The 15,089-nt window shown below is 60.9% G+C and carries 12 protein-coding genes; 3 read left to right on the forward strand and 9 right to left on the reverse strand.

Annotated elements, in window-relative coordinates:
• Nucleotides 1-10 precede the first annotated feature (10 nt).
• Nucleotides 11-2,404, forward strand: a complete 2,394-nt coding sequence (locus CKW23_RS00135) for an RND family transporter (protein ID WP_095066837.1) — start codon at nucleotides 11-13, stop codon at nucleotides 2,402-2,404.
• Between the two features lie 43 nt (nucleotides 2,405-2,447).
• Here CKW23_RS00135 and CKW23_RS00140 read toward each other — a convergent pair whose 3' ends face one another.
• Nucleotides 2,448-3,164 carry a FadR/GntR family transcriptional regulator gene (locus tag CKW23_RS00140; RefSeq protein WP_025260957.1) on the reverse strand — a complete coding sequence of 239 codons (717 nt, stop codon included), beginning with the start codon at nucleotides 3,162-3,164 and terminating at the stop codon, nucleotides 2,448-2,450.
• 99 nt (nucleotides 3,165-3,263) lie between these two features.
• Nucleotides 3,264-5,006 carry an IlvD/Edd family dehydratase gene (locus CKW23_RS00145; RefSeq protein ID WP_095066838.1) on the reverse strand — a complete coding sequence of 581 codons (1,743 nt, stop codon included), beginning with the start codon at nucleotides 5,004-5,006 and terminating at the stop codon, nucleotides 3,264-3,266.
• Between the two features lie 156 nt (nucleotides 5,007-5,162).
• Between CKW23_RS00145 and CKW23_RS00150 the strand changes: the two genes are divergently transcribed.
• Nucleotides 5,163-6,479 carry an MFS transporter gene (locus CKW23_RS00150; RefSeq protein WP_095066839.1) on the forward strand — a complete coding sequence of 439 codons (1,317 nt, stop codon included), beginning with the start codon at nucleotides 5,163-5,165 and terminating at the stop codon, nucleotides 6,477-6,479.
• Between the two features lie 12 nt (nucleotides 6,480-6,491).
• The gene (gene araD1, locus CKW23_RS00155; RefSeq protein ID WP_095066840.1) at nucleotides 6,492-7,484 is read left to right on the forward strand and encodes an AraD1 family protein; all 993 of its coding nucleotides are present in this window, start codon (nucleotides 6,492-6,494) and stop codon (nucleotides 7,482-7,484) included.
• Here araD1 and CKW23_RS00160 read toward each other — a convergent pair whose 3' ends face one another.
• The 7 genes from CKW23_RS00160 to CKW23_RS00190 form a co-directional block, all read right to left on the reverse strand.
• Nucleotides 7,485-8,261, reverse strand: coding sequence for a DeoR/GlpR family DNA-binding transcription regulator (locus tag CKW23_RS00160; protein WP_095066841.1), 777 nt, complete (start codon nucleotides 8,259-8,261; stop codon nucleotides 7,485-7,487). It lies immediately after the preceding gene.
• 36 nt (nucleotides 8,262-8,297) lie between these two features.
• Entirely contained in the window at nucleotides 8,298-8,981 is a 684-nt protein-coding gene (locus CKW23_RS00165) for an SDR family NAD(P)-dependent oxidoreductase (protein ID WP_095066842.1), read from the reverse strand.
• Between the two features lie 48 nt (nucleotides 8,982-9,029).
• Nucleotides 9,030-10,154 (reverse strand): exo-alpha-sialidase, encoded by a 1,125-nt coding sequence (locus CKW23_RS00170; RefSeq protein WP_095066843.1) that lies wholly within the window; start codon nucleotides 10,152-10,154, stop codon nucleotides 9,030-9,032.
• Nucleotides 10,141-11,556 (reverse strand): sodium:solute symporter family protein, encoded by a 1,416-nt coding sequence (locus tag CKW23_RS00175; protein ID WP_095066844.1) that lies wholly within the window; start codon nucleotides 11,554-11,556, stop codon nucleotides 10,141-10,143. Before CKW23_RS00175 ends, CKW23_RS00170 begins: the two co-directional genes overlap by 14 nt.
• Nucleotides 11,557-11,634: 78 nt before the next feature.
• Nucleotides 11,635-12,657: a 4-hydroxythreonine-4-phosphate dehydrogenase PdxA gene (gene pdxA / locus CKW23_RS00180; RefSeq protein WP_095066845.1), complete on the reverse strand. Its 1,023-nt coding sequence runs from the start codon at nucleotides 12,655-12,657 to the stop codon at nucleotides 11,635-11,637.
• Nucleotides 12,650-13,909 (reverse strand): four-carbon acid sugar kinase family protein, encoded by a 1,260-nt coding sequence (locus tag CKW23_RS00185; RefSeq protein WP_095066846.1) that lies wholly within the window; start codon nucleotides 13,907-13,909, stop codon nucleotides 12,650-12,652. Before CKW23_RS00185 ends, pdxA begins: the two co-directional genes overlap by 8 nt.
• Nucleotides 13,906-15,075 carry an iron-containing alcohol dehydrogenase gene (locus tag CKW23_RS00190; protein ID WP_025260947.1) on the reverse strand — a complete coding sequence of 390 codons (1,170 nt, stop codon included), beginning with the start codon at nucleotides 15,073-15,075 and terminating at the stop codon, nucleotides 13,906-13,908. Before CKW23_RS00190 ends, CKW23_RS00185 begins: the two co-directional genes overlap by 4 nt.
• Between the last annotated feature and the right edge of the window lie 14 nt (nucleotides 15,076-15,089).

Raw genomic sequence — 15,089 nt, forward strand, 5'->3', positions numbered from 1 at the left:
ACATTCAGGCATGACCAACCTTCATCACGAACAGCAGCATAAAGGCGAAAAGGCAACTTTCCTTGAACGCCTGATCTTCAACAATCGCCCGACAGTGATCCTGCTGTGTCTGCTGACCAGCATCTTTCTGTTCTGGCAGGCCCTGCAGGTCCGGCCGTCCACCAGTTTCGAGAAAATGATCCCGCTGGATCATCCGTTCATCCAGAACATGATGGCGCACCGCAATGACCTGGCGAATCTGGGCAATACCGTGCGCATTTCCGTCGAAGCACTGGATGGCGACATCTTTTCCAAGGGCTACATGGAAACCCTGCGCGAGATCAACGACGAGGTGTTCTACATCTCAGGCGTGGACCGCTCGGGCCTCAAGTCGCTGTGGAGCCCCAGCGTCCGCTGGACCGAAGTGACCGAAGAAGGCTTTGCCGGTGGCGAAGTCATTCCCCAGAGCTATGACGGCTCGGACAAGAGCCTCGATCAGTTGCGCAACAACGTGCTCAAGTCCGGGCAGGTAGGGCGTCTGGTCGCCAACGACTTCAAGTCCAGCATCATCGATGTGCCGCTGATGGAGTCCTACCCCGACCCGGCGGATCAGGGCAAGTTGCTTGCACTGGATTACCAGCAGTTCTCCCATCAGCTCGAAGAAAAGATCCGCGACAAGTATCAGGCCCAGAACCCGAACATCAAGATCCACATCGTCGGCTTTGCCAAGAAGGTCGGTGACCTGATCGACGGGCTGTTCATGGTGGTGATGTTCTTCGGCATCGCCTTTGTCATTACTCTGGTCTTGCTGATCTGGTTCACGCGCTGCATCCGCAGCACCATCGCGGTATTGAGCACCACGCTGATTGCCGTGATCTGGCAGCTCGGGTTGATGCATGTGGTGGGCTTCGGCATCGACCCGTATTCCATGCTGGTGCCGTTCCTGATTTTTGCCATCGGTATTTCCCATGGCGTGCAGAAGATCAACGGTATCGCGCTGCAATCCAGCGATGCGGACAATGCCCTGACCGCTGCGCGCCGGACTTTCCGCCAGTTGTTCCTGCCAGGGATGATTGCGATTCTGGCCGATGCCGTGGGCTTCATTACCTTGCTGATCATCGATATCGGCGTGATCCGCGAACTGGCCATCGGTGCTTCCATCGGTGTGGCGGTGATCGTGTTCACCAACCTGATTCTGTTGCCTGTGGCGATTTCCTATGTCGGCATCAGCAAGCGGGCAGTGGTGCGCAGCAAGCAGGATGCGGTGTCCGAGCATCCGTTCTGGCGCCTGCTGTCGAACTTCGCGAGCCCGAAAGTCGCTCCGGTTTCCATCGTCCTGGCGCTGCTGGCCTTCGGTGGCGGCCTCTGGTACAGCCAGAACCTGAAGATCGGCGACCTGGATCAGGGCGCTCCCGAGCTGCGCCCCGACTCGCGCTACAACCAGGACAACAATTTCATCATCAGCCACTACTCCACCAGTTCCGACGTGCTGGTGGTGATGGTCAAGACGCCACGTGAAGGCTGCTCGGCCTATCCGACCATGTCGGCCATCAATGAGCTGGCGTGGAAGATGGAGAACACACCGGGTGTGCAATCGGCCATTTCTCTGGTGACTGTTTCCAAGCAAGTCATCAAGGGCATGAACGAAGGCAACCTGAAGTGGGAATCCCTGTCGCGCAACAAGGACGTGCTCAACAGCTCCATCGCCCGTGCCGACGGCCTGTACAACAACGATTGCTCACTGGCACCGCTGCTGGTGTTCCTCAACGATCACAAGGCCGAAACCCTGGACCGCGCCGTCCATGCGGTGCAGGACTTCGCCAGGGAGAACAACACGCCGGACCTGCAATTCCTGCTGGCAGCCGGTAACGCCGGGATCGAGGCCGCGACCAACGAAGTGATCAAGCAGTCCGAGCTGATTATCCTGATCCTGGTTTATATCTGTGTCGCGGCCATGTGCATGATCACCTTCCGCTCCTGGGCGGCGACGCTGTGTATCGTTCTGCCACTGGTACTCACCTCGGTGCTGGGCAATGCGCTGATGGCGTTCATGGGGATTGGCGTGAAGGTCGCGACCTTGCCGGTGGTGGCGCTGGGTGTGGGGATCGGTGTCGATTACGGCATTTATATCTACAGCCGCCTGGAGAGTTTCCTGCGTGCAGGCTTGCCATTGCAGGAAGCCTATTACGAAACCCTCAAGTCCACAGGCAAGGCCGTGCTGTTCACAGGCCTGTGCCTGGCGATTGGGGTCTGCACCTGGATCTTCTCGGCGATCAAGTTCCAGGCGGACATGGGCCTGATGCTGACCTTCATGTTGCTGTGGAACATGTTCGGCGCGCTCTGGCTGCTGCCAGCGCTGGCGCGGTTCCTGATCAAACCGGAGAAAATGGCCGGGAAGGTGGGGAATTCGCTTTTTTCACATTGAGCCTTTTCGCGAATAAATTCGCTCCCACAGGATGGGAGCGAATTTATTCGGGAACCCCCAACACCACACTCAATGCATTCCTCGCATCATCCAGCTGCACCAGCGTTGCATGCCGGGCGCCGAGGGCGTCGCGGTTCTGGATGGCGGTGAGAATCGCCTTGTGTCGCGGCAGCGCCAGTTCATGCAGGTTGGGGCGTTTGTTGGAGTGTTTGAGGGCTTCACGCAATGCCAGCGACAGCATGTTGCACAGATGGGCCAGCAGATCGTTGTGGGTCGCATCGGCGATGCGGCTGTGGAAGTCCAGGTCCGGCTGCAGCAAGGCTTCAGGCGTCGGGGCATCTTCCATGCGCTGGTAGGCTTCGCCGATGGAAGCAATTTCCTCATCGGTGGCATGTTGCGCAGCCAAAGCTGCCACTGCGGGTTCGATCACTGCCCGTACGTTGGTCAGCAGATTGAAGAACTCGTTCTGCGGTGAACTCTGCATGACCCAATGCAACACATCCGGGTCGAGCAGGTGCCATTCGCGACGTGCCTTGACCACCGTCCCGACCCGCGGGCGTGAATACACCAGCCCTTTGGCGACCAATACCCGTGTGGCTTCACGCAACACCGGACGGCTGACGGCGTACTCCTCGCAGAGCAGGGCTTCGGCAGGCAGCTTGTCATCAGGTTTGAAACGGCCGGAAACGATCTGCATGCCCAGTTCCTGGACAATACGCGAGTGCATGCTTTTACGGTCGGAGGGCTTTCGGTAATCCATGGGAGCGCAAATCGATCCTGGCAGTGATGCCGCGCATCATAACATTGCACAACATCGAGGGCGGGAGCCGTACCTATGGCTTCCCGCCATTATCGTCACTTAATGTGAGTGACGGGGCACTTCGGCACCTCGGCAACCGACCAGAAAATCAAAATCGCAACCCTGATCGGCCTGCATTACCCGGTCGACATAGAGTTGGCGATAGCCGCCAGCCAGCAGTTGCTGAGGTGCCTGCCAGTCGGCCAGTCGTGCTTGCAGTTCTGCATCCGGAATATCCAGATGCAGTCGCCCGTTGGCACAGTCGAGTTCGATCCAGTCGCCTTCCTGCACCACCGCCAACGGTCCGCCTGCTGCCGCTTCCGGTGCCACATGCAACACCACCGTGCCGTAGGCAGTGCCGCTCATGCGTGCATCGGAAATCCGCACCATGTCTGTCACGCCCTGGGCCAGCAGTTTGGCTGGCAAGCCCATGTTGCCCACTTCTGCCATGCCCGGATAACCCTTGGGGCCGCAGTTCTTGAGGACCATCACCGAGCTGGCATCAATGTCCAGATCCAGATCGTTGATGCGCGACTTGTACATCTCGAAATTCTCGAACACCACGGCCCGGCCACGATGCTGCATCAGCGCAGGCGTGGCCGCCGAAGGCTTGAGCACCGCACCCAGCGGCGCGAGGTTGCCGCGCAGGACGCAGATGCCGCCATCGGCGCGAATAGGGTTATCCAGTGCGCGGATGACTTGGTCTTCGCCATAGATCGGCGCATTGCGGGTGTTTTCGCCGATGCTCTTGCCATTGACGGTCAATGCATCGGGGTTGGGCAGCAGGCTGGCTTCGTTCATGCGCCGCAATACGGCGGGCAGGCCGCCCGAATAGTAGAACTCTTCCATCAGAAAGCGCCCGGACGGCTGAAGGTCGACGATGGTCGGCATGCCGCGACCGATGCGGGTCCAGTCATCGAGTTCCAGGTCCACACCGATGCGACCGGCGATGGCTTTGAGGTGGATGACGGCGTTGGTCGAGCCGCCAATGGCGGCATTGACCCGGATCGCGTTCTCGAACGCCGCTTTAGTGAGGATCTTCGACAGGCGCAGGTCTTCGCGAACCATGTCCACGGCGCGCATGCCGGACATATGCGCCAGCACGTAACGGCGTGAGTCCACGGCCGGAATGGCGGCGTTGTGGGGCAGGGAAGTGCCAAGCGCTTCGGCCATGCAAGCCATGGTCGAGGCCGTGCCCATGGTGTTGCAGGTGCCTGCCGAGCGGGACATGCCGGCTTCTGCGGACAGGAACTCGTCCAGGCCGATCTGTCCGGCCTTATAGGACTCATGCATTTGCCAGACGATGGTCCCGGCACCGATGTCCTTGCCTTGATGCTTGCCATTAAGCATCGGTCCGCCGGTGACGACGATGGCGGGTACGTCGCAACTGGCGGCACCCATCAGCAGGGCGGGCGTAGTCTTGTCGCAGCCGGTCAGCAGCACCACGCCATCGATGGGGTTGCCGCGAATCGCTTCTTCGACATCCATGCTGGCCAGGTTGCGGGTAAACATCGCGGTAGGGCGCAGGTTGGATTCGCCGTTGGAGAACACCGGGAATTCAACAGGCCAGCCACCTGCCTCGATCACGCCGCGTTTGACGTGCTCGGCAATCGTGCGGAAGTGAGCGTTGCAGGGTGTCAGCTCCGACCAGGTGTTGCAGATGCCGATAATGGGTTTGCCCTGAAACTGATGATCGGCAATGCCCTGATTCTTCATCCAGCTGCGGTACATGAAGCCGTTCTTGTCGGCGGTACCAAACCATTGGGCAGAACGCAGGGTCGGTTTTTTATCGGAATCAGACATGGTCGGCTCTCTTATTGTAAGACTTAATTGCTTTTGTTTCGGCTAAGGTAAGCCTAAATATCCATCATTGGAAGAGTTGTCAGCCTAAATAGTAATACTATATAGTCGAGCGGTAATCGAGGTTCCATAACAAAAACAAAATGGAGACCGACCCCCATGAGCCAGGAAACCGGGCTTATACGTCGCATCACCCTGAAGTTGATTCCCTTCCTGATCCTGCTGTACCTGATCGCCTATGTGGACCGCTCGGCCGTGGGCTTTGCCAAGCTGCACATGGGCGCGGACATCGGCATCGGCGATGCCGCCTACGGGCTGGGCGCCGGCCTGTTCTTCATCGGCTACTTTCTGTTCGAGATCCCCAGCAACCTGATGCTGGAACGTTTCGGGGCACGGCGCTGGTTCGCCCGGATCATGATCACCTGGGGCGCGATCACTATCGGCATGGCTTTCGTGCAAGGGCCTTACAGCTTCTATGTGATGCGCTTCTTGCTGGGCGTGGCGGAAGCGGGGTTCTTTCCCGGCGTGCTGTACTACATCACCCAATGGTTTCCGGTGCGCCATCGGGGCAAGATCCTCGGCTTCTTCATCCTCTCGCAACCCATTGCCATGATGATCACCGGGCCGGTGTCCGGCGGGTTGCTGGGCATGGATGGCATTCTCGGGCTGCATGGCTGGCAGTGGCTGTTCATCGTCATCGGGGCTCCGGCGATCCTGCTGACCTGGCCGGTCCTGCGCTGGCTGCCGGATGGTCCGCAGCAGGTTTCCTGGATGAGCCAGACCGAGAAGGACTGGCTGACCGGTGAGCTGAACAACGACCTGCAAACCTATGGCCAGACCCGCCATGGCAATCCATTGCACGCCCTCAAGGACAAGCGGGTGTTGCTGCTGGCGCTGTTCTATCTGCCGGTAACCCTGAGCATCTATGGTCTTGGCCTGTGGCTGCCAACCCTGATCAAGCAGTTCGGTGGCAGCGACCTGACCACCGGTTTCGTTTCCTCGGTGCCTTACATCTTCGGAATCATTGGCCTGCTGATCGTGCCCCGCAGTTCCGACCGTCTCAACGACCGTTACGGACACCTGGCCGTACTCTATGTGCTGGGCGCCATCGGCCTGTTCTGCAGTGCCTGGCTGACCTTGCCGGCAGCGCAACTGGCAGCGTTGTGTCTGGTGGCGTTCTCGCTGTTTTCCTGCACGGCGGTCTTCTGGACCCTGCCGGGCCGTTTCTTTGCCGGTGCCAGTGCGGCTGCCGGTATTGCGTTGATCAACTCGGTGGGCAATCTGGGCGGCTACATCGGCCCGTTCGTCATCGGGACCCTGAAAGAACTCACCGGCAGCCTGGCCTCGGGTCTGTACTTCCTGTCAGGCGTCATGGTGTTCGGGCTGGTGCTGACCGGCATTGTCTATCGCGTACTGGAGCGCAGGCACGTGTTGCCTGAGTCCGAGTTCTCGGCAAGCGCTTCCACCCATCGTTGAAAGGAGAGTTTCATGCGGCTGATACAGTTCGAGTTGAGTCATGGCCAGCGCCGGGTCGGTCTGGTGGACGGTGACCGGGTACGTGAAGTGCCGGGTGTCGACAGTGTTCGCGAGCTGGCCTTGAAGGCTATCGAAGCGGGTTCCAGTCTGGCGCATCAGGTGGATCTGCTGGGGCTTGGCACCGACCATGATTATGCGCAACTGCTGCGCGAAGTCCGGGTTTTGCCGCCGCTGGACCATCCCGATCCTGCACACATGCTGGTCAGCGGCACGGGCCTTACCCATCTGGGCAGCGCTTCGGCCCGGGACAAGATGCATCAGCAGGCCGGTGACGAGGCCTCGATGACCGACACCATGCGCATCTTCAAATGGGGTCTGGAAGGTGGCAAGCCCCAGGCCGGTCAGGCGGGTGTGCAGCCGGAGTGGTTCTACAAGGGTGATGGCAGCATCGTGGTGCGTCCGGGAGCCGCCTTTACGCTGCCGCCGTTTGCCGAAGATGGTGGCGAGGAGCCGGAGTTGAGCGGCCTGTATGTGATCGGCCACGACCGCAAGCCGTATCGGCTGGGCTTTGCCATTGGCAACGAGTTTTCCGACCACGTGATGGAGCGGCGCAATTATCTGTACCTGGCTCACTCCAAGCTGCGGGCCTGCTCATTCGGCCCGGAATTGCGGGTAGGTGATCTGCCCCAGCATCTGGTGGGAACCAGCCGTATCCTGCGCGACGGGGAGGTGGTCTGGGAGAAGGAATTCCTCAGTGGCGAGGCCAATATGTGTCACAGCCTGGAAAACCTTGAATACCACCACTTCAAGTACAGCCAGTTCCTGCGTCCGGGGGATGTGCATATCCACTTCTTCGGCACCGCGACCCTGTCTTTTGCCGACGGTATTCGCACTCAGCGAGGGGATCGTTTCGAGATCAGTCAGCCAGAGTTCGGGCAGCCGCTGGTCAACTGGTTGACGGCAAGCGAGCCGGTCTTCGAGCCCGGGGGTATCGGCAAACTCTGATCAGGCCTTTTGCGGGTACGCAATTTCCACCTGAATCGACTTGCGGGCCTTGAACGGCGCCAGCAGGGATTCATCGTCCACCGGGTTGGTGATCAGCGTCCACGGCTGGCGCAGCGGCGTCCAGTGCTGCTGGCGGGCGCGGCCCAGCTTGGTGGAGTCGGCCAATACAAAGATCTGTGCGGCACGGGCCAGCATGTTCTCCTTGAGATAGGCCTGCTCGGCGCTGGCTTCGCACAATCCCAGATCCGCCACCACACCATCGGCGCTGACAAACAGTTTGTCGGCGCTCAGGTGTTCCAGCGCAGCCTGGGCGGCCACACCGTAGGTCGACATGCTGGACGGGCGCAGTGTGCCGCCCAGCACCGTGACCCGACCTTCGGGAATCAGCGCCAGATCCCCCAGAGCCGTCAGGTTGTTGGTGATGACATGCAGGCCGCGTCGCTGATTGAGGACGTGGGCCAGCGCGCTGGTGCTGGTGCCGCCCTCCAGGAACAACGTGTCGTGATCGTTGATGTGGGCCAGCGCCGCCAGGGCGATGTCCATCTTCTCCTGGCTGTGCTGACGGCTGCGTTCTTCAATCGTGGTTTCCGGTTCGCGCTGGCCGATATGGGCTGCACCGCCATAGGTGCGCACGATCAGGCCGTCTTCGGCCAGGGCTGTCAGGTCGCGGCGCACGGTGGCTTCCGAAACGCCGAGCTGGGCGCACAGTTCATCGACGTTGGATTTTCCGGAGAGAACCAGTTCGAGTATCGATTGGCGACGATTGGCGACTTTCATTCAGGCTCTTCTAGCGCAGGAAAACGAGGTGCAACCTTACAACGACGCACCGCCGCATACCACCAGGCTTTGACCGGTGATTGCACCGGCGTCCGGGCCGAGCAGAAACGCGGTCAGGCCGGCAATCTCGTGGGGCTGCACAAAGCGACCCAGCGGCGGTTTGTTGGGGGGCGTTGCGCTACGTGCCGGGTCCAGCAGCATAGGGGTTTCGGTGGCGCCTGGGGCAATGAGGTTGACGGTAATGCCCCGTGGCGCCAGCTCGATGGCCCATGAACGGACCATGCCTTGCAGCGCGGCCTTGGTGGCGGCGTACTGGCTGCGACCGGCAGCGCCCTGCATGGTGCGACTGCCGATCATCACCAGCCGGGCACCGGATTTAAGGCGAGGGTAGAGGGCGTTGACCATATGGCTGGCGGCGGCCACATGCAGATGCCACATCGCCTGGCCGTCGGCATCGTTGAGTTGTCCCAGCGGTGCGGTGCGCATGAAGCCTGCGGCGTGTACCAGGGCATCGATTTTCACGGTCTGTTCCAGTGCCCGGTCCAGAGCGCTGAAATCATTGAGGTCGCATTCGATCCAGGTGAAGTTCGGGTGTTGAAGGTCGGGTGCGCGGCGGCTGAGGCCCGTGACATGCAGGCCTTGCTCAAGCAGGCGCACGACAATGGCCTGACCGATGCCGGAGCTGGCACCGGTCACAAGTACGGATTCGATTGAAGGCATGTTGAGGGTTTCCGAAAAGGCGCCAGCCCGAAGACCGGCGCAGGGCTTTCAGCGAATGGCATGGAGCGGCAGATGCACGTGTTTGATCTTCTGCCGGAAGTAAGTGAACGCGACATGCAGGCTACCATCGGCGGCCTGGATGATGCTGGGGTAGGAGAACTCGCGGTTGAGTTTTTCCTGTGAGTTGTTGGTCAGGCAGAAGCCGTCACCCAGTTCGATATCCAGGCGTGTCGGCCAGCTGTGACCGCCATCGCGGGAGACGGCCAGGCTCATCGGCGCACGGGGAATGCCCCAGATGGCGGACTTGCCATCGCTGCGGGCACCCGGCGTGACACGGTCGTCGCCTTCGTCCTCGATCTCGTCGTACAGCGAAGCACGGCGCTGGCTGTGGCCTTCGGCGCTGACCGGGTTGTAGACCAGCGCCAGCTCATCGGTGGCCAGCCGAACGAACTGGATCGAAGAGTTGTTGTTGGGCAGTTCGGTCGGAGCCGGCACGCTCCAGGTGCGGCCACGGTCATTGGAGCGGGTGCTGTAGATGAAGTCCGCCCAGCGGCTGCGAAACAGCCCGAGCAGCGTGCCGTCCGGCAACTGATGGACATTCATGTGCACGCAGCCGGTGCTGTCCGGCACGTCATGGCGCGACCAGGTGACGCCCTGATCGCTGGAAATCATCACGGCGCTGACGTCATGGTTGCCGACCCACTTTTCACCCGGCCCCGTGATGCAGTACCAGACCGGCAGGACCCAGTCGCCGTTGTCCAGCACGGCAGGTGGCTGGCGAACGAAAGTACCGGCTTCGTCGAACAGGGTTTCGATGGCTCCCCAGGTCTTGCCCTGGTCCAGCGACAGGCGACGGCGGATGATCGCCGTCTCCTGATTGCCGGAAACCTGTGCTGTCCAGATCAGCCACAGCGGCCCGTCGGGCGCCTGGAACAGGATCGGGTTCTGCTCGGAGCGGGTCGAATCCTCGGACAGCTTTTGCGGTTCGCTCCACACGCCGGTCTGCGGGTCGCGGCGTGACAGCAGGACGAAGATGTCGGCCATGCCTTCCTGAGTGCCGGCAAACCAGGTGCACAGCAGCGTGCCGTCGGCCAGTTCATGCAGGTTGGCGGCATGGTTCTGGGCGTAGGGCGTTGGCAGGAAGGCGTCCTGGCGAATGTCAGTGGTTGGCATTGGGAACCTCGGCGTCTTGGCGTTTGGCCTGGGCGGATTTGGGCAGCATATGCTCGATGGCAATCACGATGGCCGGTGTCACCAGCGCGATGTACATGTTGTCGATGCCATAAGGGTTGTTCAACAGATACCAGATGCTGGTGGTGATGGAGGATGCGATCAGTCCCAGTGTCGCGCCTCGGCCCGAACCGAAGAACGGCAGGTAGATGGCAACCATCGCGACCACGGCAATCGACAGGCGCAGGGCGCGGGTGAAGAACGACAGGTTCAGGATTTCCGGTACGAAGAACACGAAGAACAGCGGTACGAAACCGATCACCAGAGCGATCAGGCGGGTGGTCTTGAACTCCTGATCCACCGACGGTTTACGCCACGGCACGTAGAAGTCGCGCACCACCAGCGAAGCGATGGCCAGTGCCACGGTGCTGACGCTGACGAAGATCGACGCCACCAGAGAGATGGTGACCACGCCCGCAACCACGGGGCTCATGGATTGCAGGAACACCGGCAGGGCGTAGAGGCTGCTCATGTCCGGGTGCAGGTATTTGGAGGCGACACCGATAAAGCCCAGGGCCAGTGCGATCGGGATACACAGCAGCGATGCATAGAAAGTCGAACGGCGTGCTGCATTCGGGCTCTGGGTTGAAGAAATCGCCTGGATGATGAACTGGGTCGAGAAGATCGCGCCGACAGTGCCGATGATCCACGCCATGATTTTCGAACCGCCGATGGTGCCGTCCCAGGTGAAGTAGTGTTCCGGCATGTTCTGGATCACCGGCGTGAAGCCGCCGGTCATCTTCAGGGCCACGCCCAGCACGATCATGACCCCGATGTATTTCACCGCGGTGTGCAGGATGCTCATGTACGCCACGCTCTTCAGGCCACCGAACACGTAGTAGAGCGTGCTGATGATTGCAGTGATGAACGCGGCAGTGGTCAGGTTGATCTTGAGCACCGTGGCAATGGCCGCCGCACCGCTGACATAGTTGCCGACGTTCACCAGCAGCAAGGCGTAGATCATGATGATCGACACCGCGAGCTTGGTGGATGTGCCGTATTTCTTGGCAATGAAGCCGGAGATGGTGAACTCCCCGGAGCTGTACAGTTTGCGGGCCATCAACAGGCCGAACAGCGGGAAGCCGATGGCGGCGGCAATTACCGACCAGGAAGCGGCGAAGCCACTTTCAAAGGCTGCCTGTGCAGTACCGACTGTGGATTTGGCACCGATGAATTCGGACATCATCAGGATGCCGACGATGATGGCGGGCATGGTCCTGGCAGCGACCATGTATTGCTCGCTGGTCTTGCTGCGCATGCGCATGCTCATCCAGGTGGTGATTGCGATGTAGACGATCACCATGCCGACGATGATCGTGGTGTCTTGTGCGTTGAAGGTATCCATCGGTATCGCTCCATTATTGTTTTTTTGGCGCGTTATGGGTGCCGCACGTCTTTGCCGGGGGTGTTCTGGGAGGTGGGTTCAGACGGCGATGGAATTGCGGGTGTCGCGTTTACGGGTAGCCAGTTCCACGGCCTGGCGCAGGGCTTCGATCAGGCTGCGTTCATCGGCGATGCCTTTGCCGGCAATGTCGAATGCGGTGCCGTGATCCACAGAGGTACGAATCACCGGCAGGCCGATGGTGACGTTGACTCCGGCTTCCAGGCCCATGACCTTGACCGGGCCATGGCCTTGGTCGTGGTACATGGCGACCACGGCATCGAAGTCGCCACGACCGGCCCGGAAGAACAGCGTGTCGGCCGGCAGCGGGCCTTCGACACGCCAGCCGCGTGCGCGCAATTCGTCGATGGCGGGCTGGATCTTGGTGGCTTCTTCGCCATAGCCGAACAGACCGTTTTCACCGGCATGGGGGTTGATTCCGCACACCGCGATCAGCGGGTTTTCGATACCGGCACGCACCAGGGTTTCCCGGGCGCGCTCGATGGTGCGCTTCACCAGACCCGGTTCGATCCGGGCGATGGCGTCGATGATGCCGATGTGGGTGGTGACATGGATGACCCGCAGAATCGGCGTCATCAGCATCATCGACACTTCTTCCACGCCCAGCAGGTGCGCGAGCATTTCAGTGTGGCCGGGGAAGATATGCCCGCCTGCATGCAGCGCTTCCTTGTTCAGTGGCGCGGTGCAGATCGCATCCAGTTCACCGGCTTCGGTGAGTTGCACGGTGCGTTCGATGTAGCGAAAGGCAGCGTCACCGGCAATGGGCGACAACTTGCCATAAGGCAGGTCGGCAGGGATGAGGCCCAGATCGATGCAGTCCACCTCGCCCTGGGCGAAGCGCGCCTGTGCCGGGCTGGCAATGCTGTTGACGCGCAGGTTGCTGCCGACGATGCGGTTGGCGTCTTCAAGGCGTTTGGCGTCGCCGATGACCAACGGCCGACAGGTTTCGTACACCGAAGCGTGGGTCAGGGTTTTCATGATGATTTCAGGACCCACCCCGGCGGCGTCGCCCATGGTGATACCAATGACAGGACGTTCAGACATAGGGAGCTTCCTCTTTGAAAGTGGTGCCGGTCGCAGCCGGTTCATGCAATTGTCGCCAGGCCGCGAGAAAGGTGTCGGGGTCACCAAAGCCGCCAGCCTTGGTCACCACATTGAGGTGGCGGGAGCCGAGTCGGGCCTGGGACAGCACCACGCCTGTGGCGAGTTCGCCCTGCAGGGTCATGTGCTCGATACCTGCCTCGATCAGAATCGCCCGTGCGGTTTCACCGCCGGTAGCGATCAGCGAACCGGCATGGGGCAGGGCCGGTGCCAGCCATCGGGCCAGTGCGTTGCTCAGGTCGGCCGCTTGTGCCGGGTCGCGATGTTGCTGATCCAGTCGCACCAGCACGTCATGCCCTGCGCTCAACTGGTCTTCCAGTTGCTGGCGCAGTGCATCGCGTTCGACCTGTGCATGGCTGTCCAGCAAGGTGGCTGGAGCAATGGTCAGGCTGTATTGCGGGCTGTATTGCGCCAGGGTGTCGGCCTGTACCTGAGAGTGCCGGGACATGCTGCCGACCACGGTCAGTACGGGAGAGCGGGGCGTTACCTGGACGGTTCGGGCGGCTGGCAGCCCCAATGCCTGAGGCAGATGCCGGGCAAGGCCTGCCGAACCGACCCAGAACAATTGCTGATGCCACTGGGCCGAAGCCTGGGCCAGTTTCTGCAGATCGCTGTCCAGCTCGGCATCGCAGACCAGCGCCTGCACGCCGTTTTCCAGGGCTGTGCGCAGGGTCTGTTTCAGAGTCGCGCCATCGCGCAGATCGTCCAGCCCCAGCCATTGCGTACGCAAACCCTGCTTGAGCAGCAGCTCCAGCAGGTTGCTGGTGCCTTGCAGGTTCTCGTTGCGCCACACATCGCTCTGATCCACCGGCACGCCATCGATCAATTGCACGCCCTGGCTGGTGGTGCGCTTCATGTCCGGGAAAGCCGGAGCCACCAGGGCCATACCGCGTACTGATTGCAGCGCGTCGATTTCGCTGGCGACATTGCCGCGCAGGGTGGAGTCGATTTTCTTGTACAGCGCCATGGCCGTGGCATGTTGCTGGCGCAGGACCACCCGGTGTTGTTCGGCGGCCTGCTGGGGAGGCATGCGACGGGAGTCAACATCTATGGCGACGACGTCCGCTGCCAGCGAGCCCGCAGTGGTCAGCACCACGCGAGTCTCGATACGCGCTGCAAAATCCGCTGCACAGTCGGCGGCTCCCGACAGATCGTCAGCGAGTATCAGCAGGCCGGGAAAGTCGGCGCGAATCATGGCAGCAGGCACCGGTACAACTGCTGGATGTCGTCCAGGCTCAAGACCTTGGGATTGTTGGTCATCAGGCGGGTGACTTTGGAGGCCGCTACTGCCATGTCCGGCAAATGCTCTTCAGCCACGCCGAAATCACGCAGGTTCTGGGGAATGTTCAGCACTTGGGTCCACTGGCGAATCTGCTCGATCAACTTGTGGGCTGCGGCTTCGTTGCTGTCGTCATGGCTGGCCAGACCGCATGTCAGCGCGGCGCGCTTGAGGCGTTCGGCGCAACTGTCCAGGTTGAAGGCCATGACATGGGGTAGCAGCATGGCGTTGGCCACGCCATGGGTGACGTGGAACTTGCCGCCCAGTGGATACGCCAGCGCATGCACGGCTGCGGTTCCGGCGGCGGTCAGGGCCAGGCCGCCATACATCGAGCCCAGCAGCATATCGCCGCGTGCCCGTATCGATTCCGGTTGCTGATAGGACTCGACAATGCTCCCCGCAATCAGGCGCATGGATTCCAGCGCAAAGGCATCGCTGATGGGGTTGGCCTTGGTGGAAATGAAGGATTCCAGCGAGTGGGTGAAGGCATCCATCCCGGTGGCGGCGGTGATCGGGCGTGGCAGGCTCAGGGTCAAGAGCGGGTCGAGCACCACCAGCGTCGGCAGCAGATGGCGGCTCACTACGCCGATCTTCAATTCTTCATCGGGCAAGGTGACGATGGCGTTGGGCGTGACTTCCGAGCCTGTACCCGACGTGGTCGGCACCAGCACCATGGGTTTGCCGGGGTGCGTGACCTTGTCGATGCCCAGCAGATCCTTGAGCGGTGTGTCGTTGGTCAGCATCACGGCGAACAGCTTGGCCGCATCCAGCACGCTGCCACCACCAATGGCGATCAGTGCATCGGGGGCGTGCGGTGCAACGTCTTCCCGAAACACGCGCTCGATGTTTTCCAGCGTCGGTTCGATCTCGACGTTATCGAGCATATGCACGGCGATGTTGCGGGCCTTGATTTGCTCGGTGATGCGCTGGGTCACGCCCAGGTTGTGCATGGCATTCTGGGTGACCAGCACCACGGTTTTGACCGGGACGTCGAGCAGCGGCAGCTTTTCAGTGAGCAGATCGAGGCTGCCGGGGCCGTGAACCACATGCTTTACGGTCTGGAAGTGATAAGTGGCGGACATGGGATTACCTCCGG

The organism is Pseudomonas sp. Irchel 3A18, assembly GCF_900187465.1.
GTDB classification, from domain to species: domain Bacteria; phylum Pseudomonadota; class Gammaproteobacteria; order Pseudomonadales; family Pseudomonadaceae; genus Aquipseudomonas; species Aquipseudomonas cichorii.